At 36.7% G+C, this 24,284-nt stretch carries 23 protein-coding genes and 1 other RNA gene; 2 read left to right on the forward strand and 22 right to left on the reverse strand.

Annotated features, from left to right (window positions below; translation table 11 throughout):
• Nucleotides 1-65 precede the first annotated feature (65 nt).
• Nucleotides 66-353: a gamma-type small acid-soluble spore protein gene (locus C7437_RS09765; RefSeq protein WP_245909265.1), complete on the forward strand. Its 288-nt coding sequence runs from the start codon at nucleotides 66-68 to the stop codon at nucleotides 351-353.
• A gap of 82 nt (nucleotides 354-435) precedes the next feature.
• Here C7437_RS09765 and C7437_RS09770 read toward each other — a convergent pair whose 3' ends face one another.
• Complete coding sequence (locus C7437_RS09770) at nucleotides 436-909, reverse strand: MgtC/SapB family protein (RefSeq protein ID WP_111439505.1); 474 nt, start codon at nucleotides 907-909, stop codon at nucleotides 436-438.
• Between the two features lie 730 nt (nucleotides 910-1,639).
• Between C7437_RS09770 and C7437_RS09775 the strand changes: the two genes are divergently transcribed.
• The gene (locus tag C7437_RS09775; RefSeq protein ID WP_111439506.1) at nucleotides 1,640-4,675 is read left to right on the forward strand and encodes an efflux RND transporter permease subunit; all 3,036 of its coding nucleotides are present in this window, start codon (nucleotides 1,640-1,642) and stop codon (nucleotides 4,673-4,675) included.
• Between the two features lie 515 nt (nucleotides 4,676-5,190).
• Here C7437_RS09775 and C7437_RS09780 read toward each other — a convergent pair.
• From C7437_RS09780 to C7437_RS09875, 21 genes are all read right to left on the reverse strand, one after another.
• Nucleotides 5,191-5,730 (reverse strand): PadR family transcriptional regulator, encoded by a 540-nt coding sequence (locus C7437_RS09780; protein ID WP_111439507.1) that lies wholly within the window; start codon nucleotides 5,728-5,730, stop codon nucleotides 5,191-5,193.
• A 74-nt stretch (nucleotides 5,731-5,804) separates the two neighbouring features.
• On the reverse strand, nucleotides 5,805-6,977 hold the full coding sequence (locus tag C7437_RS09785) for a YhgE/Pip domain-containing protein (protein WP_111439508.1): 1,173 nt from the start codon (nucleotides 6,975-6,977) through the stop codon (nucleotides 5,805-5,807).
• Nucleotides 6,978-7,137: 160 nt separating this feature from the next.
• Entirely contained in the window at nucleotides 7,138-7,314 is a 177-nt protein-coding gene (locus tag C7437_RS16970) for a hypothetical protein (RefSeq protein WP_170122357.1), read from the reverse strand.
• A gap of 133 nt (nucleotides 7,315-7,447) precedes the next feature.
• The gene (locus C7437_RS09790; protein WP_111439509.1) at nucleotides 7,448-7,969 is read right to left on the reverse strand and encodes a hypothetical protein; all 522 of its coding nucleotides are present in this window, start codon (nucleotides 7,967-7,969) and stop codon (nucleotides 7,448-7,450) included.
• A gap of 508 nt (nucleotides 7,970-8,477) precedes the next feature.
• On the reverse strand, nucleotides 8,478-8,627 hold the full coding sequence (locus C7437_RS16975) for a hypothetical protein (protein ID WP_170122358.1): 150 nt from the start codon (nucleotides 8,625-8,627) through the stop codon (nucleotides 8,478-8,480).
• Between the two features lie 139 nt (nucleotides 8,628-8,766).
• On the reverse strand, nucleotides 8,767-9,408 hold the full coding sequence (locus C7437_RS09795; protein WP_342767788.1) for an MFS transporter: 642 nt from the start codon (nucleotides 9,406-9,408) through the stop codon (nucleotides 8,767-8,769).
• Between the two features lie 126 nt (nucleotides 9,409-9,534).
• Nucleotides 9,535-9,993 (reverse strand): MFS transporter, encoded by a 459-nt coding sequence (locus C7437_RS09800; protein WP_170122359.1) that lies wholly within the window; start codon nucleotides 9,991-9,993, stop codon nucleotides 9,535-9,537.
• A 762-nt stretch (nucleotides 9,994-10,755) separates the two neighbouring features.
• Nucleotides 10,756-11,109, reverse strand: a transfer-messenger RNA (tmRNA) gene (gene ssrA, locus C7437_RS09810).
• A 70-nt stretch (nucleotides 11,110-11,179) separates the two neighbouring features.
• Nucleotides 11,180-11,647, reverse strand: coding sequence for an SsrA-binding protein SmpB (gene smpB / locus C7437_RS09815; protein ID WP_111439512.1), 468 nt, complete (start codon nucleotides 11,645-11,647; stop codon nucleotides 11,180-11,182).
• A 45-nt stretch (nucleotides 11,648-11,692) separates the two neighbouring features.
• On the reverse strand, nucleotides 11,693-13,999 hold the full coding sequence (rnr, locus tag C7437_RS09820; protein ID WP_111439513.1) for a ribonuclease R: 2,307 nt from the start codon (nucleotides 13,997-13,999) through the stop codon (nucleotides 11,693-11,695).
• A gap of 42 nt (nucleotides 14,000-14,041) precedes the next feature.
• Complete coding sequence (locus C7437_RS09825; protein WP_111439514.1) at nucleotides 14,042-14,788, reverse strand: alpha/beta hydrolase; 747 nt, start codon at nucleotides 14,786-14,788, stop codon at nucleotides 14,042-14,044.
• A 119-nt stretch (nucleotides 14,789-14,907) separates the two neighbouring features.
• Nucleotides 14,908-15,135 carry a preprotein translocase subunit SecG gene (gene secG / locus C7437_RS09830; RefSeq protein ID WP_111439515.1) on the reverse strand — a complete coding sequence of 76 codons (228 nt, stop codon included), beginning with the start codon at nucleotides 15,133-15,135 and terminating at the stop codon, nucleotides 14,908-14,910.
• 133 nt (nucleotides 15,136-15,268) lie between these two features.
• Nucleotides 15,269-16,561: a phosphopyruvate hydratase gene (gene eno / locus C7437_RS09835; protein WP_111439516.1), complete on the reverse strand. Its 1,293-nt coding sequence runs from the start codon at nucleotides 16,559-16,561 to the stop codon at nucleotides 15,269-15,271.
• A gap of 2 nt (nucleotides 16,562-16,563) precedes the next feature.
• The gene (gene gpmI / locus C7437_RS09840; RefSeq protein ID WP_111439517.1) at nucleotides 16,564-18,102 is read right to left on the reverse strand and encodes a 2,3-bisphosphoglycerate-independent phosphoglycerate mutase; all 1,539 of its coding nucleotides are present in this window, start codon (nucleotides 18,100-18,102) and stop codon (nucleotides 16,564-16,566) included.
• A complete protein-coding gene (gene tpiA / locus C7437_RS09845; RefSeq protein WP_111439518.1) occupies nucleotides 18,095-18,856 on the reverse strand; it encodes a triose-phosphate isomerase in 762 nt (253 codons plus the stop codon). The genes gpmI and tpiA overlap by 8 nt, the downstream gene beginning before the upstream one ends.
• A gap of 13 nt (nucleotides 18,857-18,869) precedes the next feature.
• The gene (locus tag C7437_RS09850; RefSeq protein ID WP_111439519.1) at nucleotides 18,870-20,054 is read right to left on the reverse strand and encodes a phosphoglycerate kinase; all 1,185 of its coding nucleotides are present in this window, start codon (nucleotides 20,052-20,054) and stop codon (nucleotides 18,870-18,872) included.
• A gap of 108 nt (nucleotides 20,055-20,162) precedes the next feature.
• On the reverse strand, nucleotides 20,163-21,170 hold the full coding sequence (gene gap, locus C7437_RS09855; RefSeq protein ID WP_111439520.1) for a type I glyceraldehyde-3-phosphate dehydrogenase: 1,008 nt from the start codon (nucleotides 21,168-21,170) through the stop codon (nucleotides 20,163-20,165).
• Between the two features lie 12 nt (nucleotides 21,171-21,182).
• Nucleotides 21,183-22,220: a sugar-binding transcriptional regulator gene (locus C7437_RS09860; protein WP_111439521.1), complete on the reverse strand. Its 1,038-nt coding sequence runs from the start codon at nucleotides 22,218-22,220 to the stop codon at nucleotides 21,183-21,185.
• Nucleotides 22,221-22,495: 275 nt separating this feature from the next.
• On the reverse strand, nucleotides 22,496-22,729 hold the full coding sequence (locus C7437_RS09865) for a glutaredoxin family protein (protein WP_111439522.1): 234 nt from the start codon (nucleotides 22,727-22,729) through the stop codon (nucleotides 22,496-22,498).
• Nucleotides 22,730-22,784: 55 nt separating this feature from the next.
• On the reverse strand, nucleotides 22,785-23,576 hold the full coding sequence (locus tag C7437_RS09870) for a TPM domain-containing protein (protein WP_111439523.1): 792 nt from the start codon (nucleotides 23,574-23,576) through the stop codon (nucleotides 22,785-22,787).
• On the reverse strand, nucleotides 23,576-24,154 hold the full coding sequence (locus C7437_RS09875; RefSeq protein ID WP_111439524.1) for a LemA family protein: 579 nt from the start codon (nucleotides 24,152-24,154) through the stop codon (nucleotides 23,576-23,578). Before C7437_RS09875 ends, C7437_RS09870 begins: the two co-directional genes overlap by 1 nt.
• Nucleotides 24,155-24,284: the final 130 nt, after the last annotated feature.

Genomic DNA, 24,284 nt, shown 5'->3' on the forward strand with positions numbered 1-24,284 from the left:
ACTCCATTAATTACCAGTTGTAAAATCCACTCTTTAGGCAATCATAATTTGTGGAGGTGAAGAAAATGACAAAAAATAAAAACAACAAAATGGCTAATCAACAACAAGCCAATGGTGCACAAAACATGGCTAGTGAATTTGGTGCTGAATTTGGTCTTCCATCTGAAAGCCAAACTAATGCACAAGAAGTTAAAAAACAAAATGCTAAATCCGCTCAAAAAACGCAAGCTGCTTCAGGTGGACAAAACATGACTAGTGAGTTTGGTGCTGAATTTGGTCTTCCATCTGAAAGTCAAACTAATGCACAAGAAGTTAAAAAACAAAATGCTAAATCTGCTAAAAAAGGTCAATGAAGTAACAACATAAAAAACAAAACCGATGGGAGCTAATACTCTCATCGGTTTTGTTTTTGGATTTAGAAATACTCATCAACTATTATTCCCCATCACTATCAGCATCTTTTTCTCTAGATGGTAAGATTCCTAATTTTACAACAAGTTTTGGTAAGTTCATTGCAATAAACATTAAAATTACAGTGATAATGGCTAAATCATATGCGCCATAACCTATTGTCAAACCAACACAAGCAGTTATCCAAAGGTTTGCAGCAGTAGTAAGGCCACGTTTTACATTATCCTTATCTAACCAAATAACACCTGCACCAAGGAATCCAATACCACTAATTACTTGGGCTGCTAATCGCATCGGATCCATATATGGGCCTTGGTTCAAAGTCGACAAAGTCATTGCCAACGTTGACCCTAAACATACTAATATATGCGTTCTAATACCTGCTGGCTTATCTTTAATAGCTCGTTCTAGACCAATTAAAAAACCTATAAATGTAGCTATAATTAGTCTTATGTATAATTCATAATTCGAATTGAAAAGAGATGTAATAATATCCATATCCCTATTTACCCCTTTCACTAAAAAAGTATCAGTAATTAAATATGTTAAAGTAAATCCAGATTATTAGAGTTATTACTATAATAGATATTTATACTATCATATCATACCATTCATTATTTTCTTCCGTAAACTTAGACTTCACTACACAGTTATGCTTTCTACATACTATTCGTTTAAAGTTCTTGCCTTCAATTTTTCCTCAATAAATTGAATTCACGTTTTTATTGCATTCGAAACATAGTTTTTCATAGTCACTACAGTCCTTCCACTTACATTTTACTGAAAAGAGAAATCCTGTAGCTCTCGTCTGTCCGCCACTTACTTCACATAAATTGTAAACCGCCGAAGATGCAATTTCGGCGGCTTTTTCTTTCTAGTAGTATGAATGCTGCTCCATTTGTTATAGATACTCCGTTATCCAAGCATCCACATGGAACTTATTATATTCAAGTTTGTTTGAATTAGCGTTAATGCTTCTGACACAGGTTCATGAAGCAAGGTCTCCTAAGTCTCAGGGCTTAGAAAAATATAGTTCTAAGGATAGATGTGGAAATATTTTCTATTTCTTACAATAGAGATGTAACAGAGACCGTGAAAGAAGGGAGCGCATAGTTTGAATTAAGTTTATGTAAATTTTCTTAAGTTAACTAAGATTTGATTCTATTTTTGCATTTATAAGAGTATTTTATTTGGTGTCAATTTTAATATTATTGGGAGGGAACTTTATATGTCTATTTTTACAAAGTGGGCTTTTGGTAACAGGGCTGCTGTCGCAGTACTAACCATTTTAGTATTAGTAATAGGTGTTGTCAGTTATTTTAGACTACCTATGGAATTTTTACCCTCTGCGGATAATCCGCAAGTCACCATTATTTCCATGGGCCAGGGAACTGACTCCAAAACAATGGAATCAGAAGTGACCATTCCGATTGAAAGAGCCGTTACAGGATTGAATGGAAAAACATCCGTTTTTTCTACAACTGGAGATGGATTTTCAAAAGTAGACCTGTTCTTCGAAGCTGGCTCTGATATGAAGCAAGCCAAACAGGATGTACAAGATGCTTTAAGCAATGTAACTTTGCCTCTTTATATATCCAAGCCAACAATTTCACAGCTTAATACTTCTATGATTCCAATTGTTAACATTGCCGTCACCTTTGAAGAAGGGTTGACTACAGAAAATATGGATTTCGCACGTGAAGAGCTTCAATCTCTATATCAAGAAATTAAAGGGGTCTCCAGTGTCGATATATATGGGATTACAGATTCCGTCATTTCCGTCAAAATCGATGATGAAAAATTGGCTGAAAATCAAATTTCTCTTCAAACGGTTATGGGTATTCTTAATGGTCAAAACACTGCTGTAGCTGTCGGTGAAAAGATTATCGATGGAAAAACAAGTAATATTAAAGTAATCGGTGATTTAACAAGCATTGAAAAATTGAAAGGATTAGCTGTAGCACCTAGTGTAACACTTGGAGATATTGCAACAATGGAAGAAACAAAAGATGCCAATTTCATGAGCCGTTTCAATGGAAAGGATAGCTTAGATATTAGCATCACAAAGGACAGTCAATCCAATGCAGTGACTATTAGCAAAGAAGTTGAAAAAGTAACAAAGGACATCAATGAAAAATATGATCAGCAGGAATCTGTAATCTACATATCCTCTGCTGATTTGGTTCAAAATTCCGTACAATCTATGATAAAAGAAGTCCTTCTTGGTGCACTTTTTGCAACGATTGTTATTATGATCTTCCTAAGAAATATCCGCACTACTTTTATTACCATTGTATCAATTCCTTTATCACTTTGCTTCACACTATTCCTACTATCATGGTCTGGTGTGACATTGAACATTTTAACGCTTGGCGGTGTCGCTGTTGCAGTTGGGCGTCTAGTTGATGACAGCATTGTCGTAATCGAAAATATTTTCCGCAAAATGCAAACAGAGAAATTCTCAGTCCAAATGATTATAGACGCAACTAAACAAGTAGGAGTCGCTATTACTGCATCAACACTTACAACAGTAGCCGTTTTCTTACCGATGAGTTTATTAAACGGAGGACTGCAAGAATTCCTTTTACCATTCGCATTAACGATTACCTATTCCTTGCTTGCTTCTTTGCTCGTCGCGTTGACTGTTGTTCCGTTAATGAGTGCGAGATTATTGAAGAATACTAAGATTCCCAAGCATAAACCAGCTGTTCGTTTTCCAAAAATTGTAACATGGTCCTTAAATCATAAATGGATTGTCTTCTCGATTTCCATCCTTCTCTTCATCGGATCAATCGGCACTTACTTTGTCATTCCAAAAGGCGCAGTTGACAACTCTTCTGCTGACTATGTTGTAGCCACGCTGAGTTACCCGAACGATACACCAATTGAAGAAGTACAAGAAAAGACAATTGAACTTGAATCATCTATTCAAGCTATTGATGAGGTAGAATATGTGTTTTCACAGGTAGGTTCTCCAGCTGAAGCTGCTCAATATGGCTGGGTAGGATCATCGACAGAAGCATCCTTCAGTATTTTATTGAACGACAAAAAAGATACAGACCTCATAGTGAAAGAAATGGAAAAGAAAAAGGATCAATATCCAGATGCTCATTTAGAAGTTACTACAGCCTCCTTTATGATGGGGGGAGCAAGTTCAAATATCACCATTGATGTAGTCGGTGATGAATTAGCGGATCTTGAAGAAGTGGCAACCACTATTAAAGAAAAAGTACAAAATATTGACGGTGTAGAGGAAGTAACGACCAATCAAGATGAAAAGAAAACCGTATACTCCCTCATTGTGGATCCATCAAAAGGTAACACGGAACAGATTGCACAGCAGCTCGGTGTGATGTTAAATAAAACACCAATCGGAACAATTAGCTTAGACGACAAGCAAAAACCAGTATTCCTGGAACCTCTCCTGGATACGGAAACACCTGAAGACTTGGAAAATATACAAATCATGACCGATACAGGTCTTGTCCCAGTATCGTCCATTGCTACCTTACAAAGTGAAGAACGTTCAACTAACCAGTTTCATAAGGATGGAGAAGCCTATCTTCGAGTCACTGCATCAGTCGATTCTGCTAAGCTATCGGAAATTTCGAGTGCTGTTAATGTAGAGATTTTCGGCGATAAAAAGGACAATGAAGGCATGGATCTCCCAGAGAATGTCGAGGTTCTAGTTGGTGGATCGAGCAGCCAACAGGTAGATGATTTTACAGATTTATTTCTCCTTATGCTTGTTTCAATCGGGATTGTATTTTTAATTATGGTCATCACATTTAAGTCAATCAGAGCACCAATCGCTATTCTATGCTCCCTACCCCTTGCTGCGATCGGAGCCATTTTAGGTGTTGTCATCAGCGGTATTCCAGTTGATATCACAGCACTACTAGGAGCATTAATGCTAATTGGTATCGTCGTAACAAATGCGATTGTACTTTTAGACCGAGTAAAACAAAACGAACAAAAAATGATTATTCGTGATGCGCTTGTTGAAGCAACAGCAACAAGGATGAGACCAATCTTTATGACTGCTATTGCAACCATCTGTGCGATGCTTCCACTTTTAGTGAAACAAGCCGAAACAGGAAGTTTAGTCTCACAAAGTCTCGCTATTGTAGTTATTGGTGGATTAGCCATGGCAACCCTACTGACTCTGATTGTAATTCCATGTATATATGAATTGCTTTATTTTAGAAAATCGAAGAAACAGAGAATTAGTCAATTAGCTGAGCATGAACATGAATTAAATTAGACTTCAATTAAGAAACTCAGAATATGAGTTTCTTTTTTATTATACAACCCCAAAATAGCAGCTTCTGGATAAAGTTGATTCCTCCCCGTCGTCAATTTCTGAACCTTCATAAGATGCATTACCTGAAAAGAATACGGTATGATTTAATAAATTCTCTACTATTTGAATACCCTAATTTCATAATTCCTTTATACATCATCCATTTTCAAACTTTACGGCCATAGTAATAAAAACGATGGGAGCACAGGCTCCTATCGTTTTTGTTATTTGTTTATGTTGTTATTTCAACCTTGTGCTTTTGCGTTTTTTGGAACAGATTGAGCATTTAGTTTTCTAACTTCTTGTTAAAAGAGTTTCTTTTGAAAAAACCGTCCCAGTGGCAGCAACAAATTGAGGAACATTTCAGTCACAGGAAGATAGTTGGTTTCTTCATTGACAAAACATAAAAAACTATAGTGTACTCTCCCTGTTACATATAAGCATGTGTGTACTTTACTTCCAGACCTTCTAGATGCCTATTCACAACTGTTCTTCAATTTTCCAATCAGCTTCTCAAACCAAAAAATATCTTTCGTAATCGTGTCCGATAAATACGATTCCGAAAATTCCAGCATTTCCTGCAAGTTGTCATCTACTCGAACTTGACCATAAATTTCCTTATATCGTGACTGCTTCGAGCGTAAGTAGTCCACCTTTTCCTCTAAAATACGAATGATGCGTGATTGCTCGACATGGCGTAGAAACATCAGCCCAACAATCATCTCCGCCAGTATGTTCGTCTTTTCAAACATTTGATAAATCTTCTCTGGTAGCTGCTCACGACCCTTGTCTGTAATGGCAAAGACCTGTTTATCTGGACGATTCTCTTCCTTGATGACCTCAAGTGGCTCGATTAGTCCTTGTTTTGTAAGCGATTCAAAATGGTAGTATAGTTTACTTTCTGTTAAATTAGCCATTTTATCAAATGGAATAGGCTCTGATAATTCCTTTTTTAACTTATAAGGATAATTGTCCTCTTCTATTAGCTTACTTAAAATATAAATTTGGATTGACATATTACACCTCCTTTAATAATTTACAGAAGAAGTAATAAAACTTCAAGCAAGTAATATATTGAATCTTTATTTTATTATTGAGCTGTTGTAATAACGCCAACTGATGCTTTTGAAGTTGTTTCAACTGGTACTTTTTTGTTTACAAATGTAACGATTAATATGTTGATAATCACTGCACCAACCGCTACTGCTGCTAAGCCCCAAAGGAATGGTGCTTGCTCTGTAGAACCAAACATCACTGCATAATACGACTGCACTGAATAGTACATTGGTGATATATGACTAATGAAATCGAAGTAACCGTACATCATTTCCCGAGGCATTGTCGCACCGTTTGCGATTGTTTGTGAAAGTAATACAGGGATATTTAAGATCATACCAGCTTCACCGATTAAGAATGTGAAGATTGCACACACGTTAAATGCCGCCATGTATAGTAAAATTTGCTGCCCTGCTAATTTAAATAAAATACCTGAATCGATATCTGCAATTAAGTATGCCACTAATAATGCAAAGATTGTTGATACAACTGCGATTACTAAAGCCGAACCTTGTACATACGTAAATAATTTTGCTTTTGACGCTTTGCCACGACTTTGTTTAAAGGCACCTACTAATTGCATTGCTGCAATCATTGCCCCAACGTAACAAGCCATTGTTAAGAACATTGGTAGCATGTTGTTGTGCATACCATCTGGTACATCGTTCACGATAATGTAGTTACCTACATAACTGTTTTCAATTTGAGCTGCAATTTTATCTGCTTGATCCTCTGGTAGGTTAAAGTTCAATAACACACCTTTTGCTGTTTGAGTTGAGAAGCTAGCGCTTAATTGGTTGTTAATTTCATCTACAACTGATTTCATTGCTGATGAAACCATTGTAGCTGATGCCTCATTGACAGAGAAGTCAATTTGAGCCGATTCCCCTTTTTGTGCGTTTTCAGAGAAATTTTCAGGAATATGGATTACTAACGCATATTTGTTGTCCTCTAATTTATCTAATGCCTTTTCATTTGTTAAATCTGTATTAATTTTGAACGGTAAGCTTTCTTTTAACTGATCCGCGATTTGTGTACCTGCTTCCCCCACGTCATCATTAACAATTGCTACTTTCAGTTCGTCCATGTTGCCAGGTAAAGATGAATAGCCTGTTAGAAAAATCAATAACATTGCTACTGCATAAAAAATACCCATAAAAATGGACGCTTTAACTCCTTGTAAACCTAAAAATTGTTTAAATTTCATTTTGTATTCCCCTTCTTAATATAAACTTCAATAAAGTACTCTAATTAGAGTACTTTATTGAAGTTTATATTACTATTTTAAAAAAGTAAAGCGATTTATTTTACAATGAATAATTCATTACAAAAAAAAAAGCCACATCGCTTAGATGTGACTTTCTAGTTTATTTATTTTCTTCGCCTCTCCATGCTAGATAAATATTTAAAACTTGAGGTCCTGTTAAATCATGCTTATTACCAATTGACCACCAACCATTTTGTAGAGCAGGTAGTGATTCTACAAAAGACAAATGACCGTACTTGTTCATTAATTGTTTGCACTCGTTGATAATATCACCCATCTTCATCCACCTCCCCTTTTTCTAATTATAGAACAAAAAGGACACAGAAGAAACAGATTTTATTGTAAAGTTTTGTAATTTTTTGTTATTACACTGTAAATAGCCACAATAATTAGATGTGACCTACATTATTTTACTTAAAGATTGCATTTACTACATCTTCTGGCGTTTCTTTGATCTCTTCATTCAAATGATAATAAACACTAAAGTTTTCCATTGAATCAATACTAGATTGAAGTATTAAAATTTTATTCTCCAATTCTATTGTTTCTAAACTTTTTTGTGATGATGTGAAACTTACTGTTGTCGCGTTTAAATTGCTTTTTTCTGAAATTAATATTGTTTCAACTAATTTAGTACCCTCAAGTATATCTACTTCATAATTAGTGGATTTAGCGCTGACCTCCGCCTTACCATATGTTGCTAGTATTTTATATGTTCCTTGTCTATCTACTATAAATCCTTGCATCTTGAGATTTCCTTCAATCACATTAAATAAACTATTTTTGGCTTCATCAAGTTTAGCGTAGAGTTGTACCTCTTCCATCAACACTTTTTGCTTTTGTGTAAGTTCTTTAATACTTTCGTTTAGTTTAAGTTTTGCATCTTCTTCCGCTTTTAATTTAGTTATATCTATTCCTCTAATATCAGCCAACTCCTTTCATTCTAATGTCTCTAAGTTCTCGACTTATATCTTCATGCCGCTCCTTCTTTTACTTTATCCAACTCTGCTACTAATTTATTCATCCCTTTATGAAAGCGACTTTTAGTTTTATCCATTTTTCCCTAAATTTGCGTTGTTAAATTGCTAATTCCTTTAAATCCTTCTCCAGCAAAATCAATTTCAATAATCTCATGATGTCACCCAAGCGTTTTGTCCTTATGTAAGAAACAAACATGAATTTTTCTTACATAGGGTCTCTTTTTTTGGTAACAAAAAAGCTACAATCACTGAATTATCTTCAGTAATTATAGCTTTATGGAGACGGCTTAGAAGTGATGTCGTACAGCCCACTCATCAACCTTGATACAATTGAGTTTCTAGTTGTTTCTCAAAAAAGGATATTCCGTTCAATTCATGTAATTCTTGTCCTCAATTGAAAACAGAACTTCGAATAAGAAAAACATAGGGAGGTTTTAGTCTTCCTATGTTTTCATTCATATTATTTATCTGTTTGTTTTTGCTTCTTTTTTAAATACTCCGCACGTATTTTTTCAAGTTGCTGCTTTTTATCAAATTTGGCAGGCTTGTTTTTTTCATGATACTTTGTCACAGCCATCTGACCTTTGGTATCAAATAGATATTTCCCCACTTTGTTCACCTACTTTTCTTGTCTTTAAAAAGAATCTATTCAACAAATATAATATACCTTATTTAGTGTTTTGTCCCTGTGTTAAAAGCAAACATGAAAGTTTAAATATTCACGTTTTTTTAAATTAACGTGAATGTTTCTAACACAGGGGCATTTTCGATAACTCAGATTGTTCCGCACGTTTCCGATTATTAAGCAAAAGTCTTATACAACCGAGCGCACCGAATAATGCGATGATACTAGAAAAAAGGAATGCAGTAAAATAGGAATTGGAGTATTCAATCAGATAACCGATAATTGCAGGGGAAACTAATTGCCCGATGCCTAGAAATACGGTTACAAATCCCATTCCGATAGTAGTAAGTTTTGGATGAATATAATCACTTACACTGGCATTGATAATCGTCGGAACTGCCCAAAGCGTGATACCGTACAAAGCTGTAGTCAAAAGGATGAGAGTACTGTTACTTGATAAACTAAAAGTGAGAAGAAGAATACTTTGAATAAAGAATACAATCATTAAAGTAACCAAACGTCCAAATCGATCTGAAAGACTTCCCCAAATAAGGCCACTAATAATACTAGTAATTCCTGCAATCGCAAAAAAAGTACCTGCTGATGAATTCGTAAACCCCACATCTGCAATAAGATAGTCTACGAGAAAAGTAGAAAAAACTAAATAACTGAGACCATAAGTAGAATAGATTAAGCCTAGATACCACATTGTTTTATTACGGTATACATTTGTATCTAAATTTGCGTTACGTAATTCTTGAATCAATATAGAATCCTGCCCTCTTGAAATTGCTTTTAGCCCTAAATCTTCTGGTTTATTCTTTAAAAATAGGAGATTGGTAACAGCAATGATTAGAACGAGAATAGCAAGGATATACCAGCTAATTCTCCATCAGTTCGTTCCCGTTTGGGCAATTAATATAGGAACTGTAACTCCGCTAAAAACCATACCACCTCCAGAGCCAGCCATCGCTATTCCCATTGCCATTCCTTTACTTTTATTAGTAAACCATTGACCAAGTAGACCTAAAGAAGGAACATAGATTCCACCTGATGCTACACCGATAATGAAGCATCCGATAAAGGAGATATAAAAGGAATCAGCACTGGCAGTTAAGACCATTCCTGTTGAAACAAGAAATAATGAAAAAACTATTACTTTTTTCGCTTTGAATATTAGAACAAAGTGGCCTGCGACTAACACAGCAATGAGGTAGCCTAAAAAGATAGAAAGCGCTAAAAATCCGGTTTGTTGGTAATTTAACCCTAGACCATTTTTCATAAATGGAAGGATAGCACCAAAGGAAAAGCGTGCAAAACCAAGAGCTGCCAAATTACACAATGTAATCAAAATTAAGATGAACCATCCTTTATGAATATTTTTTATCGCATCCACCTCCAAGTTCTATAAAATTTAAAATACACAAGTCCCTTTATTCTATCCAGAATTTTCAAAATACTCAAGTCTATTTATTATATTCAGGATTTTTAGTAATACGATATTAACTGAGCGGTCGCTCGACTTTAATTTTAAGGGGGAAATAGTTTATGGGGGAATCTAGTATTATCTTTTTTGAATGGAAGTTTCCAAGTGCAAATATGGTTCTTATTAAGGATGAGTTTCCTATCCTAATTGATATTGGCTTGGAAGTGATGCAGTAGAAACTGAGCAATTAATTAGAGAAGCAGGTGTCTCACCAGAAGATTAGTGTTTTGCCCCTGTGTTAGATACAAACATGAAAGTTTAAATATTCATGTTTGTTTAAATTAACGTGAATCTTTCTAACATGGGGTATCTTTTTTTGGCAACAAAAAAGCTACAATCACTGAATTATCTTCAGTAATTGTAGCTTTTTAACTTCATAAATGACATTCAAACTATTGAATGGCTTTATGGAGACGGCGGGATTTGAGTGTTTTGTCCCTGTGTTAGAAACAAACATGAAAGTTTAAATATTCATGTTTGTTTAAATTAACGTGAATGTTTCTAATACAGGAGCATTTTCTATTTTTAGGCATATTTTTTGGAAACAAAAAAGCTACAATTACTGAATTATCTTCAGTAATTGTAGCTTTTTAACTTCATAAATGTCATTCAAACTATTGAATGGCTTTATGGAGACGGCGGGATTTGAACCCGCGTCCAGAAACTCTAACACTTAAGCTTCTACGCGTGTATCTTGCCTATTTAGGTTTCGCGTAGCACTATGCCGACAAGCGGGCGTTGTGTACGCTAACTTGAAAATCTCTTGCAGACAGCTCAAGTGGCACTGGCTACCGTATCCCACTAAAGTTGAGCTCTATCTAGCCACATGGGCGATGAATAGATAAAGCAGATCCGAGCTTACGCTGCGAATGCTAGGTTGTTGTTTTGTTTGCCTGTTGTTATAAGTTCCGTTTTTACGGAGCCGAGCCTCCGACGCGCAACTCAAGCTCAGACTATCCCTGTCGAATCCATAACGTCCCCGTATGGAATAAAATAAGCTTTGTTGTTACCTAGTTATTATACATCAAAAATGGTCAAATTTCAAGTGTTACTATTGATTGTACGCTTTAAATGCACGATCCATGTCACGTTTTGCTTCTTTTTTCTTCAAGACATCGCGTTTATCATACTCTTTCTTCCCTTTACCAACACCGATTAAAACTTTCGCAAAGCCGTTTTTCATATACATTTTTAACGGAATAATCGAGTATCCATCTTGCTTTGTTTCCCCAATCAATGTACTAATCTGCTTTTTATGCAAAAGTAATTTTCTCGCACGCAAAGGATCATGATTGAAACGGTTTCCTTGTTCGTACGTACCAATGTGCATATTCGAAATCCACGCTTCGTTATTACGAATGCGAATGAATGCATCCTTTAGCTGTACTTTTGCATTACGAATCGATTTAATCTCAGTTCCTTGCAACACGATACCAGCTTCAATTGTTTCTTCGATATAGTAATCATGGTTTGCTTTTTTGTTTTGTGCAAGAATTTTATTTTCTGGTTTTTTTGACATTTCATTCACCTCTCAAAACTAGAGAGATGCGACTTTCTCGCATCTCTATTTTTTCTTCGGTCTTTTACGTTTTTGCGATTTTTTCGCAATTGTTTCATAAAATTTCTTTTTCTGTTTTACTTCTTTTTTCGGACCTGGCTGAGAAGAACTCGCTCTTCCAGTACCTTCTTTTTTCTTCGCATGAATTACTTTTGGTGCTTCTTTTCTCGTACGTTTGAATGATTTTGTCATACCGACAATTTCAAAATCAATCGCTGACTCTTCTGGTTTAACAGAAGAAACACGAACTGTTACTTCATCTCCAAGTCGGAATTGCTTACCGCCACGTTCTCCGATCATCATCATTTGACGATCATCATAACGATAATAATCATCTGTCATGTTCGTCACATGTACAAGACCTTCAATTGTATTAGGCAATTCAATGAATAAACCAAAGTTCGTTACAGAACTAACAATACCCTCGAACTCATCACCGATTTTATCAGCCATAAACTGAGCTTTTTTCAGTGCATCTGTATCACGCTCTGCATCAACAGCGCGTCGTTCACGTTTAGACGTGTGCTCTGCGATATCATCCATAATTGCGCCCCAATGATTAATCGTTGCTTGTGACACATCTTCGTTAACTAAATACGTACGAATTAGTCGGTGGACGATTAAATCTGGGTAACGACGGATTGGTGATGTGAAATGCGTATAAAAATCGGTTGATAGACCAAAATGTCCTAAGCATTCCGAATAATATTTTGCTTGTTGCAATGAACGTAAAAGCATTGTAGAAATAACAGGTTCTTCTGGCATACCTTCAATGTTTTCGATAATTTCTTGTAATGCTTTTGGATGAATTTCATTTCCAGTTCCTTTAACTACTATTCCAAAATTCGTTAAGAAGTTAAAGAAGCGTTCTAGTTTTTCAGGTTTTGGATCTTCATGAATACGATATATAAATGGAACGTCCATCCATTTGAAATGTTCCGCTACTGTTTCATTCGCAGCTAACATAAATTCTTCGATTAAACGTTCAGCAACTGTACGATCACGGGTTACGACATCTATAGGCCAGCCGCTTTCATCCACGATTATTTTAGCTTCTGGGAAATCGAAATCAATCGCTCCACGTTCTTCACGTTTCTTTCTTAATACCTCAGCTAGCTCTGCCATCGTTTCAAACATCGGCACTAATGGCTTGTATCGCTCGATTAACGCTGCATCTTTTTCTTCCACTATTTTAAATACATCCGTATACGTCATACGTTCAGTTGTCCGAATCACACTTTGGAAAATCTCATGCGATGTTACGATACCAGAACCATTGATATTCATTTCACATGATAATGTTAAACGGTCCACATTTGGATTTAATGAACAAATACCATTAGACAAACGGTGCGGAATCATTGGAATTACACGGTCTGCTAAATAGACACTCGTACCACGGTCATAAGCTTCTGTATCTAGTGGAGAGCCCTCTGTAACATAGTGACTAACATCTGCAATATGTACCCCTAGTTTAAATGTACCATCTGAATTCTTAGTTACTGTAACAGCATCATCTAAATCCTTCGCGTCTGCTCCATCAATCGTTACAATTACTTCTTCACGCAAATCTCTGCGATTTTCTAAATCACTTGGTTCAATTTGATCCGGCACAGCTTCTGCTTGTTTAATCACATCTTCAGGGAAATCAATTGAAATTCCATGCTTATGAATAATCGATAAAATGTCCACACCTGGATCATTTTTATGTCCAAGAATTTGAGAAACAATCCCTGTAGCAGATTTTCTTTCATTCGGCCATTCAGTAATTTCAACAACTACTTTATGTCCTTCAATTGCTCCAAGCGTATCGCCTTTTGCAATGAATACATCCATCGGTACCTTTTTATCATCCGGAATAACGAACCCGAATCCTTTATTGTCTTGGAATGTCCCAACAACTTTAGTAGTACCACGTTCTGTTATTTTGATAATAGTTCCCTCTTGACGATCTCCGGATGTTTCTCTAGAAATACGGACAAGTACTTTGTCCCCGTTTACTGCTCCGTTTACCTCATTCGGTGGTATAAAGACATCATCTAATCCAGCTTCATCTTGTGCAACAAAGCCAAAGCCTTTTGCATGCCCGATGAACTTTCCTGATACTAGGTTCATTGTTGCTGGAGTACCATAGCGATTCGATCTAGAGCGCACAACCTGCCCTTTTTCTTCCATTTGAACAAGTGTTTTCACTAACACTTTAAAATCTTCTGACTCTACTAAACCGAAATGTTCTTCCAGTTCTTTTGTTGTTAATGGTTTATATTCATCTGTTTTCATTAATTCAAGTAGTTTTTCTTTCATATTTTCCATGTAACATCCCTCCTTTTTTAGCGTGTGCACAATTGGTGCATTTTACTCATTCCATTCCAATGCCTCTAAAAAGTTTAATATATCTTTGTTCAGCTGTTCTTTTTCAGAACCTAGTGTTATAACATGGCCAGAGTTTTCATACCAATTCAATTTCTTTTCCATAGACTCTGCTTGTTTATAAATAAAGTTAGCAGACTCAATATCAATAACTTTATCTTTTCTACCTTGTGTTACTAAAAGTGGAGCATAAATATGATCCACATTTTCTCGAACCGTATAAACAAATTCTCTTAACTCCGATAAGGTTTCCATTGGAGTTTGTCTAATTGCCTCTACTTCTTCTTCGATTTGTTGCTCTGTTTTTCCTTCATACTTTTTATATTCTCTTGCATATTTTATTATACCTTCGAACATCACATCCGTTGTTTTCATCGTCATGGGTGAGCACATCGTTACAATACCTTTAATAGGTTTTGTATACCCTAATTTCAATGAAAATACACCACCAAGTGAAAGCCCAGCAACAGCAATTTCATCATATCCTGCAGTTTTCAATTGTTCATAACCATCTTCTACATCTTGCCACCAATCAGTTGGACCAGTCTTCACTAGTTCTTCTGGTGGCACACCGTGACCTTTGTAATGTGGTGCCAAAGATGTATAGCCATTTTTCTCTAAAAAACGCCCAAGCATTCGAACATCGGACGAATTCCCTGTAAATCCATGGAGAAGCAATACTGCCCGCTTTCCTGCCTCAAAGAAAAAAGGTTTTGTCGTTTTTATCAGCATGAAAAAATCCTCCACTCTAGAACAACTAGACTTTGTTATGTATATATGAATGAATGCTTTAAGTTAAAAGAAAACGCCTAACCAATCAGAAGTCGGTCAGGCGGTTCATTCGGATTTGTTTAAAATTTAGTAACAATAATAGTAAGTAAAAAGAATATCACGGCAAGTACAATCGTCACTCTATGTAAAATAAGGTCCATACCTCGAGCTTTTTGTTTTCCAAAAAGTTGTTCAGCCCCACCAGAGATTGCTCCCGATAAACCAGCACTCTTCCCTGATTGTAACAACACAACAACGATTAATGCGAGCGATACGATGACTAGTAAAATCATTAACAACGCATGCATTTGTTCCACCTCCTGATATGAACGTTCACAATATATATAATTTTACCAAAAAATATCAACGATGACAACTACCGAGCCTATAAATAGTTGTAAAAAAACAGCCAGTGAGAATCACTGACTGTTTTTCTAGCACTTATTTTAAGTTATAAAATGTATTTTTCCCTAAGTATTGAGCACTATCATATAACTGATCTTCAATACGAAGTAATTGATTGTATTTAGCTACACGATCTGAACGAGATGGTGCACCTGTTTTGATTTGACCAGCGTTTGTTGCAACTGCGATATCAGCAATTGTTACATCTTCAGATTCACCAGAACGATGAGAAATTACTGCTGTATATCCAGCACGTTTCGCCATTTCGATAGCATCAAATGTTTCTGTCAATGTACCAATTTGGTTTACTTTCACAAGGATAGAGTTTCCAACACCTTGTTCAATTCCTTGTGCCAATTTCTTCGTATTTGTTACGAATAAATCGTCTCCAACTAATTGTACTTTTTTACCTAAACGGTCTGTCAATAATTTATGACCTGCCCAATCGTTTTCATCTAGACCATCTTCAATCGAGATAATTGGGTATTTTTCGCAAAGCTCTTCGTACCAAGCAACCATTTCTTCAGACGTTTTAACAACACCTTCACCAGTTAGATGGTATTTACCATCTTCTTTGTTAAATAACTCAGATGATGCTACATCCATTGCTAAAAGTATGTCTTCACCAGGTTTGTATCCTGCTTTTTCAATAGCTGTCATAATTGTTGAAAGTGCTTCTTCGTTTGATTTCAAGTTCGGTGCAAATCCACCTTCATCCCCAACAGCTGTGTTTAGACCAGCTTCTTTTAACACTGATTTTAAGCTATGGAAAACTTCAGTGCCCATGCGAAGTGCATGACGGAATGATTCTGCTCCAACTGGCATAACCATAAATTCTTGGATATCTACGTTATTATCCGCATGTTCTCCACCATTTAAAATGTTCATCATTGGAACTGGAAGTTGTTTCGCATTAAACCCACCCAGATACTGATATAGCGGAATATCTAAGTAGTCTGCAGCTGCATGTGCAACAGCAATGGAAACACCTAGAATTGCGTTCGCTCCAAGATTTGCTTTGTTTTCTGTACCATCTAATTCAATCATTGCATGATCAATTAATACTTGATCTAATACTGAAAAGTTTTCTTCTAACTCTTCTGCAATAATAGTATTTACATTGTCAACCGCTTTTAAAACACCCTTACCTAGGTATCTTGCTTTATCACCATCTCGAAGTTCTACTGCTTCATATTCACCAGTAGATGCACCAGATGGAACGATCGCGCGACCAAACGCACCGCTTTCTGTGAAAACTTCTACTTCTACTGTCGGATTCCCACGTGAATCTAATACTTCACGAGCTTGTACTTGTGTAATAATTGGCATTTTTAACTCTCCGTTTCGATTAGTGTATTACCTGTCATTTCAGGCGGTGTATTTATACCTAATAAGTGTAACATGGTTGGTGCTAAATCGGCTAAAATTCCATCACTTCGAAGGAAAATATTTTTTTTCGTCACGATTACTGGAACTGGGTTCGTTGTGTGGGCAGTCATTGGTTGACCTTCCATCGTCATTACCTCATCTGAATTTCCGTGGTCCGCTGTAATAATCGCTTGTCCACCTTTGGCAATAATAGCATCCACGATTTTCCCTAGACATTCATCCACCGTTTCAATCGCTTTAATAGTAGGAGCAAGCATTCCACTGTGGCCAACCATATCAGGATTTGCGAAATTTAAAATGATGGCATCAAATTTATCATTATTAACCTCCGTTAAAAGCGCTTCCGTTACTTCATATGCACTCATTTCTGGTTGCAAATCATACGTTGCGACTTTTGGAGAATTGATCAAAATACGCTCTTCTCCCGGAAATTTTTCTTCGCGGCCACCACTCATGAAAAATGTCACATGTGGATATTTTTCAGTCTCTGCAATTCGAAGTTGTGTTTTCCCATTATCCGCTAACACTTCTCCAACTGTATTAAACAAGTTTTCTTTTTCAAACACAACATCTGACACAACTTCATCACTATAATGTGTGAACGAAATAAATTTCAAATTCGTAGGATGTTTCTCACTTAATGTGAAGCTATCAAACGATGGAGTATTTAACGCCATTGATAATTGAATCGAACGATCTGGTCGGAAGTTAAAGAAAATAACTGCATCCCCAGTATCAATCGTAACAGCTGGTTTTGCACTATCTTCTATAACAAATGGAAGGACAAATTCATCTACTACATCTTCTTCATAAGAAGCAAGGATTCCAGCTGTTGCAGATTCTGCAGTCCGCCCCACTCCGTCCACAAGTGCACTGTATGCAAGCTCCACACGATCCCAACGACGATCACGGTCCATTGCATAGTAACGTCCACTAATAGAAGCAAACTTACCTACACCGATGTCTTTCATTTGTTTTTCTGTTTCTTCTATATAGCCAATGGACGTGCGGGGTCCAACATCACGTCCATCTAAAAAGCCATGAACAAATACTTCTTCTAATCCTTGTGCCTTTGCTAATTTCAATAAAGCAAATAAATGCGAATAATGACTATGAACTCCTCCATCAGAAAGCAATCCCATCAAGTGTAATTTCCCACCTGTTTGCTTCACATGCTCAATAGCAGAAAGAAGTTTCGGCTCTAAAAAGAATTCCTCATCACGAATCGATTTATGAATACGTGTCAAATTTTGATACACAACTCGACCTGCACCTATATTCAAATGTCCTACTTCTGAGTTACCCATTTGCCCATTTGGTAAGCCTACAGATTCCCCAGATGCAATGAGTGTAGCATTCGGAAACGTATTCCAATAGCGATCAAAATTAGGCTTCTTCGCTTGTGCAACTGCATTTCCGTACACTTCATGACGCAACCCAAATCCATCTAATATGATTAAAGCTACTGGACTTTTAGACATTTTCCGCTACCTCCAAAAGTTTTACAAATGATTCTACTTGTAGACTTGCTCCGCCTACTAAAGCACCATCAATATGTTCTTTTGATAATAGCTCTTCAATATTTCCAGGGTTCACACTTCCACCATATTGAATGCGAACACTGCTTGCAACTTCTTCTCCGAAACCGTCAAGAATCGTTTCACGAATTGCTTGGCATACATCATTTGCATCATCTGCTGTAGCAGTTTTCCCTGTACCGATTGCCCAGATTGGTTCATATGCAATAATAGAATTTTTCACATTTTCTTCTGAAACTCCTTCTAAAGCGGCCATGACTTGATTGGAAACAATATTTTCTGTTTCATTTTGCTCGCGTTGTTCTAATGTTTCTCCAACACAAATAATTGGCGTTAATTGATAATCAAAAGCAGCTTGCACTTTTTTGTTTACAGCGTCATCTGTTTCATTGAAATATTGACGACGCTCTGAATGACCAATCACAACATAGTTAACACCAAGGTCTTGTAATTGATGCCCACTAATCTCACCTGTAAAAGCGCCTTCTTTTTCTTCGTGCATTGTTTGTGCACCAATCGAGATAAATGTTCCTTTTGACGCTTGTACAAGTTGATTTAAAAATAATGCAGGTGCACAGATTACTGTTTCCACCTTGTTATGATCTACTTGTTTTTCTTTTAACTTGGCAACGAAATCTTCCGCCTCTGCAAGTGTTTTGTACATTTTCCAATTCCCTGCAATTATAGGTTTGCGCATACGAAACTCCTCCTTACTTATCGTTTAAAGCAGATACTCCTGGTAAATCTTTGCCTTCCATAAACTCTAGAGAAGCTCCTCCACCAGTTGAAATATGATTCATTTTATCTGCAACTTCGAATTTTTCTACAGCTGCTGCTGAATCTCCACCACCGATAATTGTGTAACCATCTGTTTGTGCCATTGCATCTGCAACGCCTCTTGTCCCTTTGGAGAATACTTCCATTTCAAATACACCCATAGGTCCATTCCAAATGATTAGCTTGCTATCTTTAATGACATCTGCATACAAAGCAGCAGTTTTTGGTCCAATATCAAGCCCCATCCAGTCCGATGGAATTTGGTCGATGTCTACCACTTTTATATTTGCATCTTTTGAAAAATCGTCCGCTATAACCGCATCGATTGGCAAGTAAAAATTAACACCTTTTTCTTTTGCTTTTTCAATAAATGACGCCGCTAGCTCGATTTTATCCTCTTCGACAAGCGATTTACCAATAGCATGTCCTTGTGCTTTGGAGAATGTATACGATAAGCCTCCACCGATTAAGATATTATCTACGCTATCCAATAAATGTTCGATAATACCAATTTTATCTTTTACTTTTGAACCACCGATAATTGCCGTAAATGGGCGTTCTGGATTTGCTAAAGCTTTTCCTAAAACATTTAGTTCTTTTTCCAGTAAAAACCCAGAAACTGCTGGAAGTAATTCAGCAATTCCTTCCGTTGATACATGCGCACGATGTGCAGTTCCAAATGCATCATTCACATACACATCAGCTAGTTTTGCAAATGCTTTTGCAAGTTCCGGATCATTTTTTTCTTCTCCAGGATGGAAGCGGACATTTTCTAATAGAATGACATCTCCGTCTTTCATCTCATTAACAGCTTGTTCCACTTCTGAACCAATGGATACATCTAGTTTCTTTACTTCTTTATTTAATAGGGCAGCTACACGTTTCCCCACTTTAGTCAAACGAAGTTCTTCCTTCACTTCGCCTTTTGGTCTTCCCATATGACTGGCAAGAATTACTTTAGCGCCTTGTTCAATCAAATAATTAATCGTTGGTAACGCTGCACGAATACGTGTTTCATCTGTAATCGCTCCGTCTTCCATTGGTACATTAAAATCTACTCGACAAAATACTCGTTTTCCTTGTAGTGCTATATCGCTCATCGTTTGTTTCGCATTCATGAGATTAAGCCTCCTTATGTATAAAAAAAATAAGGAGCGAAGGGATAACCCTTGCTCCTTTTATCCTTTTTATATTATAGAGGTTATTTAACATTCACGCTATTATAATTACAGACCCTTTTTAATCATGTGCAGAGCAAGATCAATACATCGTGCAGAATATCCTGATTCATTGTCATACCAAGATAGTACTTTCACCATATTATCTCCTAAAACCATTGTAGATAAGCCATCTACAGTAGAAGAAGCAGTGTTTCCATTATAGTCGATAGATACTAATGGAATTTCATTGTAAGACAAGATTCCTTTTAATTCATTTTCAGATGCATGTTTTAATGCTGTATTCAACTCTTCTACTGTTACATCTTTTTCAAGCTCAGCAACTAAATCAACTAGAGATACATTCGGTGTTGGTACTCGAACAGCCATACCATCTAATTTTCCTTTTAATACAGGAAGTACTTTCGCTACTGCTAAAGCTGCCCCAGTCGTAGTTGGAATCATAGACTCCGCTGCTGCACGAGCACGACGATAATCACTATGTGGTAAATCTAAAATGCGTTGATCGTTTGTGTACGAGTGAATAGTTGTCATCATTCCACGTTTTATACCAAACTGATCTTGCAATACTTTAGCCACAGGAGCTAAACAGTTTGTTGTACATGAAGCGTTGGATACAATATGGTCTGTTTCAGGATTATAACTTTCATGGTTTACACCCATTACAAATGTCGGCATACCATCTTTTGCTGGTGAAGAAAGAATTACTTTTTTGGCTCCAGCTTCAATATGTTTACTTGCTTTTTCAATTGTATTGAATATTCCTGTACACTCTATCACGATATCAATTTTATGCTCTTTCCAAGGTAAAACAGAAGGATCTTTTTCAGCAGAAACTAGAATTCTCTTTCCATTCACTATTAGGAAGTCACCTTCTGATGACACCTCTGCATTAAAAATTCCATGAACTGAGTCATATTTCAATAGATGTGCAAGCATTGCCGCATCCGTTAAATCATTGATTGCTACAACTTCAAATTCCTTTACCTCTAATGCTTCTCTGAATACTTTACGTCCAATACGTCCAAATCCGTTAATCGCTATTTTTACTGTCATCTTAAATTCCTCCTAGGGTGTTTGTGATAGAATGTGTAATATTTCATTTGCTGCGCCTTCATCCGTAACTAATACTGTTTGGGCTGGTGCTTGTTTAAAATATGATATAAGTGCTTTGGCCTTTGCAGTTCCACCAGCAACTGCTAGTAAATATTCGATGTTCATTAATTGTTTCAATTGAACGCCGATTGTTCGAATGCGGTGTACTGCTTCTCCGGCATCGTTAAAATAATAACCGAATGCTTCGCTTACAGAACCTGCTTCTTTTATGAGTTGCATTTCCTCATCGTTTGAATTTCTTCTTCTTGCCATTTCAAATGCATCACCAATACCGTGTATGATAATATTTGTTCTTTCATATAAATCCATCATTTCTTGGATAAAAGGTTCTTTCTTCATCGTAGTGTACGCGTCTTCGCTCAAACTATCCGGCATATACAACGTTCGATATGAACCATTCATTTTATCTGAAAAAAGGGAAGCAATTGTATTTGCTTGTAAACGAACGTCTTTACCAACGCCACCTCTTGCCGCGATAAACATCAAGTTTTTCCACTTCGTTGTATCATGTATAAAGTTTGAAATGGAAGCAATTGTTGTTCCACCCGTTACAGCGATGACCTTATCGTCCGTCAAAATACTTTCCAAATATTTAGCTGCTTCTTGTGACAAAAGCATTTGTGTATTTTCATCATGATCTGCATTTCCAGGTACGATTATCACTTCTTTAATACCTAGTTTTTTTGCAAGTTGTTGTTCTTTTTGGAGCCTACCTGACCATTCTCTTACTAACTCTTTAAGCTCTATTAACACTTGTGTACCTTCTGGAGTTATAGCTGCTCCATCTCTTGACACATCTATTAATCCTTGATTTCTTAATGCATCTATTTCTTTTCTTATATCTCTCTCAGTTAATCCTAATTGTTCACCTAAAACTCGTCGTCCAATCCCTTTTGTCAGTTGGATTGTTTGAAGAATACTATATCTTTTTTGTAAAAGAGTACTCATTTCAGGAATTAGCTTTACTTGTGCTGCGAGAAAAGATTCCATATGTCACTTCCTATTCTATTGAGACGTTTTTGTCCCACTATATATAAAAAAGTCCCACTTGCGTAAAAAAAATAACTTCTTCAATAAGCATACAATAGAATATGTGCATTGGCAATAGTTGTGCACTTCCAGTGGAGGTTACTGAGCGGAGTCATCTTGCGTGTAAGAGGCTCGATCTTGCGAATAAAGTATTCAATCTTGCGCATAACTCGTTCGACCTTGCGATTACGAGCTCAGACCTTGCGCCAAACAATATAAGCCACCATTTGGATGCATTATTTACATAATGCATCCAGTAATGTTGCATAATCTACTCGTCCATATTGAATAATGGAACCTTCCAATTCAACTACCGGTATCATGAGCATATACTTCTCATGTATCGCATCATCTTCTTCAATATTTATTTCATGTATGTGAAAAGGAATATCCTCTTGCACCAACTTCAACATAAGCCTAGCTTCCTCACATAAATGACAACCAGGTCTCGTATAAAATTTCACGTCCAAAACCTTACCTCCTTTCACGTAAAAAGAAGCGGCTATTAACAGACGCTTCCTGAGATTACCAACCACGACCGGCGCCGCCGCCTCCGGAACTACCTCCTCCGAAGCCTCCGAAACCGCCACTAGATCCACCACTACTTCCGCCGCCGACACTTCCTGCGCCAAACATTGTTGAACTGGACGACCTACGTCGTTTACCACCAGAACCATTACCGCCACCACCGCCAGACATAGCCGAATAGATTAAGTAAATGACAACAATAATGATAATGATCGTGGTGAATGAAAAACCTGCATCAGGTTCTTCAGGTACCACAAGTTCCCCGTCCCAACCATATTCTGTTGCGACTTCGTTATATAACACTTGATACGTTGACAGTATTGCACCTGGTACATCACCTTGTTCAAGGTATGGTAATGTATAATCATCTAAAATTCTTCCTGTTTTCCCATCAGGAAGTGCACCTTCTAGACCTTGACCTACTCCAATATAAATATCGCGATCAGTTTCTTTGTTTGGATCCATTTCTAAAATAAATAATACTCCATTATTTTTTTCAGCATCCCCAATGCCGTAACCACGCATAACATCTACTGCATACGTAGCCACGTCCTGACCACCTAATGATTCTACTACCATCACCACAATTTGAGCACCCGTAGCATTTTCAAGATTCTGTCCAAGTGTTTCTATTTCTTGCTCTTGCGTTTCCGATAAAACATCATAAAAATCTTGTACATACAATTCATTCGGCAAAGCCTCTGGATAATCTGACTTCGCTAATGTTATTAATGGAAAAATAATGCTAAAAAGAAGCGCAAGTGAGATAACACGCGCAACTTTCATCATTACTCTCCAACTCCTTCAAAATCAACTGCCGGAGCATCTTTTGCTGCTGCATCTGCTTTAAAGTATTCTTTTTCATCGAATCCAAAAATAGAAGCGACGATACTTCCTGGCAAACGTTTCACTGATTTATTGTACTCGGCCACGACTGTGTTATAGTCTCCTCTTGCTACCGATAAACGATTTTCTGTTCCTGCAAGTTCATCCATTAGTTGTCTGAAGTTTGCATCTGCTTTTAAATCTGGATAATTTTCCACTACTACCAATAGTCTGCTTAAAGCGCCAGATAATTCATCATTCGCTGCTGCTTGATCTTCCGGGCTTCCTGCTCCTGCTAATTTGGAACGAGCATCGGCTATATTGCTCAGCACTTCCTTTTCATGTGCTGCGAAACCTTTAACCGTATTTACTAAGTTTGGTATCAAATCCATTCGACGTTGTAACTGGGTTTCCACTTGTGCATATGCATTATTGACATTTTCTTCTCCGTCAACAAAACCGTTATAACTTGAGAAAAAAATACCTGCAAAGATAGCAATAATTACGAAAACAATAATAATCGGCAATAATAATTTTTTCATCTCTTCACTCCTAACTTGAGTATAGTATTCATTTACCTTTTATTATAACTTTTGAAACCAATTATAAATACGGATGAAAGAAAAATTAGTTTCAAAAAAACTCCTTTCATAAATGAAAAGAGTTTTGATG

The organism is Psychrobacillus insolitus, from assembly GCF_003254155.1.
Classification (GTDB): domain Bacteria; phylum Bacillota; class Bacilli; order Bacillales_A; family Planococcaceae; genus Psychrobacillus; species Psychrobacillus insolitus.

What these genes read in the sequence shown, in the direction of transcription:
- C7437_RS09765 (WP_245909265.1), top strand. Translation starts at nt 66, where the DNA reads ATGACAAAAAATAAAAACAACAAAATGGCTAATCAACAACAAGCCAAT.
- C7437_RS09770 (WP_111439505.1), bottom strand. Translation starts at nt 909, where the DNA reads ATGGATATTATTACATCTCTTTTCAATTCGAATTATGAATTATACATA.
- C7437_RS09775 (WP_111439506.1), top strand. Translation starts at nt 1,640, where the DNA reads ATGTCTATTTTTACAAAGTGGGCTTTTGGTAACAGGGCTGCTGTCGCA.
- C7437_RS09780 (WP_111439507.1), bottom strand. Translation starts at nt 5,730, where the DNA reads ATGTCAATCCAAATTTATATTTTAAGTAAGCTAATAGAAGAGGACAAT.
- C7437_RS09785 (WP_111439508.1), bottom strand. Translation starts at nt 6,977, where the DNA reads ATGAAATTTAAACAATTTTTAGGTTTACAAGGAGTTAAAGCGTCCATT.
- C7437_RS16970 (WP_170122357.1), bottom strand. Translation starts at nt 7,314, where the DNA reads ATGGGTGATATTATCAACGAGTGCAAACAATTAATGAACAAGTACGGT.
- smpB (WP_111439512.1), bottom strand. Translation starts at nt 11,647, where the DNA reads ATGTCAAAAAAACCAGAAAATAAAATTCTTGCACAAAACAAAAAAGCA.
- rnr (WP_111439513.1), bottom strand. Translation starts at nt 13,999, where the DNA reads ATGGAAAATATGAAAGAAAAACTACTTGAATTAATGAAAACAGATGAA.
- C7437_RS09825 (WP_111439514.1), bottom strand. Translation starts at nt 14,788, where the DNA reads ATGCTGATAAAAACGACAAAACCTTTTTTCTTTGAGGCAGGAAAGCGG.
- secG (WP_111439515.1), bottom strand. Translation starts at nt 15,135, where the DNA reads ATGCATGCGTTGTTAATGATTTTACTAGTCATCGTATCGCTCGCATTA.
- eno (WP_111439516.1), bottom strand. Translation starts at nt 16,561, where the DNA reads ATGCCAATTATTACACAAGTACAAGCTCGTGAAGTATTAGATTCACGT.
- gpmI (WP_111439517.1), bottom strand. Translation starts at nt 18,102, where the DNA reads ATGTCTAAAAGTCCAGTAGCTTTAATCATATTAGATGGATTTGGGTTG.
- tpiA (WP_111439518.1), bottom strand. Translation starts at nt 18,856, where the DNA reads ATGCGCAAACCTATAATTGCAGGGAATTGGAAAATGTACAAAACACTT.
- C7437_RS09850 (WP_111439519.1), bottom strand. Translation starts at nt 20,054, where the DNA reads ATGAATGCGAAACAAACGATGAGCGATATAGCACTACAAGGAAAACGA.
- gap (WP_111439520.1), bottom strand. Translation starts at nt 21,170, where the DNA reads ATGACAGTAAAAATAGCGATTAACGGATTTGGACGTATTGGACGTAAA.
- C7437_RS09860 (WP_111439521.1), bottom strand. Translation starts at nt 22,220, where the DNA reads ATGGAATCTTTTCTCGCAGCACAAGTAAAGCTAATTCCTGAAATGAGT.
- C7437_RS09870 (WP_111439523.1), bottom strand. Translation starts at nt 23,576, where the DNA reads ATGATGAAAGTTGCGCGTGTTATCTCACTTGCGCTTCTTTTTAGCATT.
- C7437_RS09875 (WP_111439524.1), bottom strand. Translation starts at nt 24,154, where the DNA reads ATGAAAAAATTATTATTGCCGATTATTATTGTTTTCGTAATTATTGCT.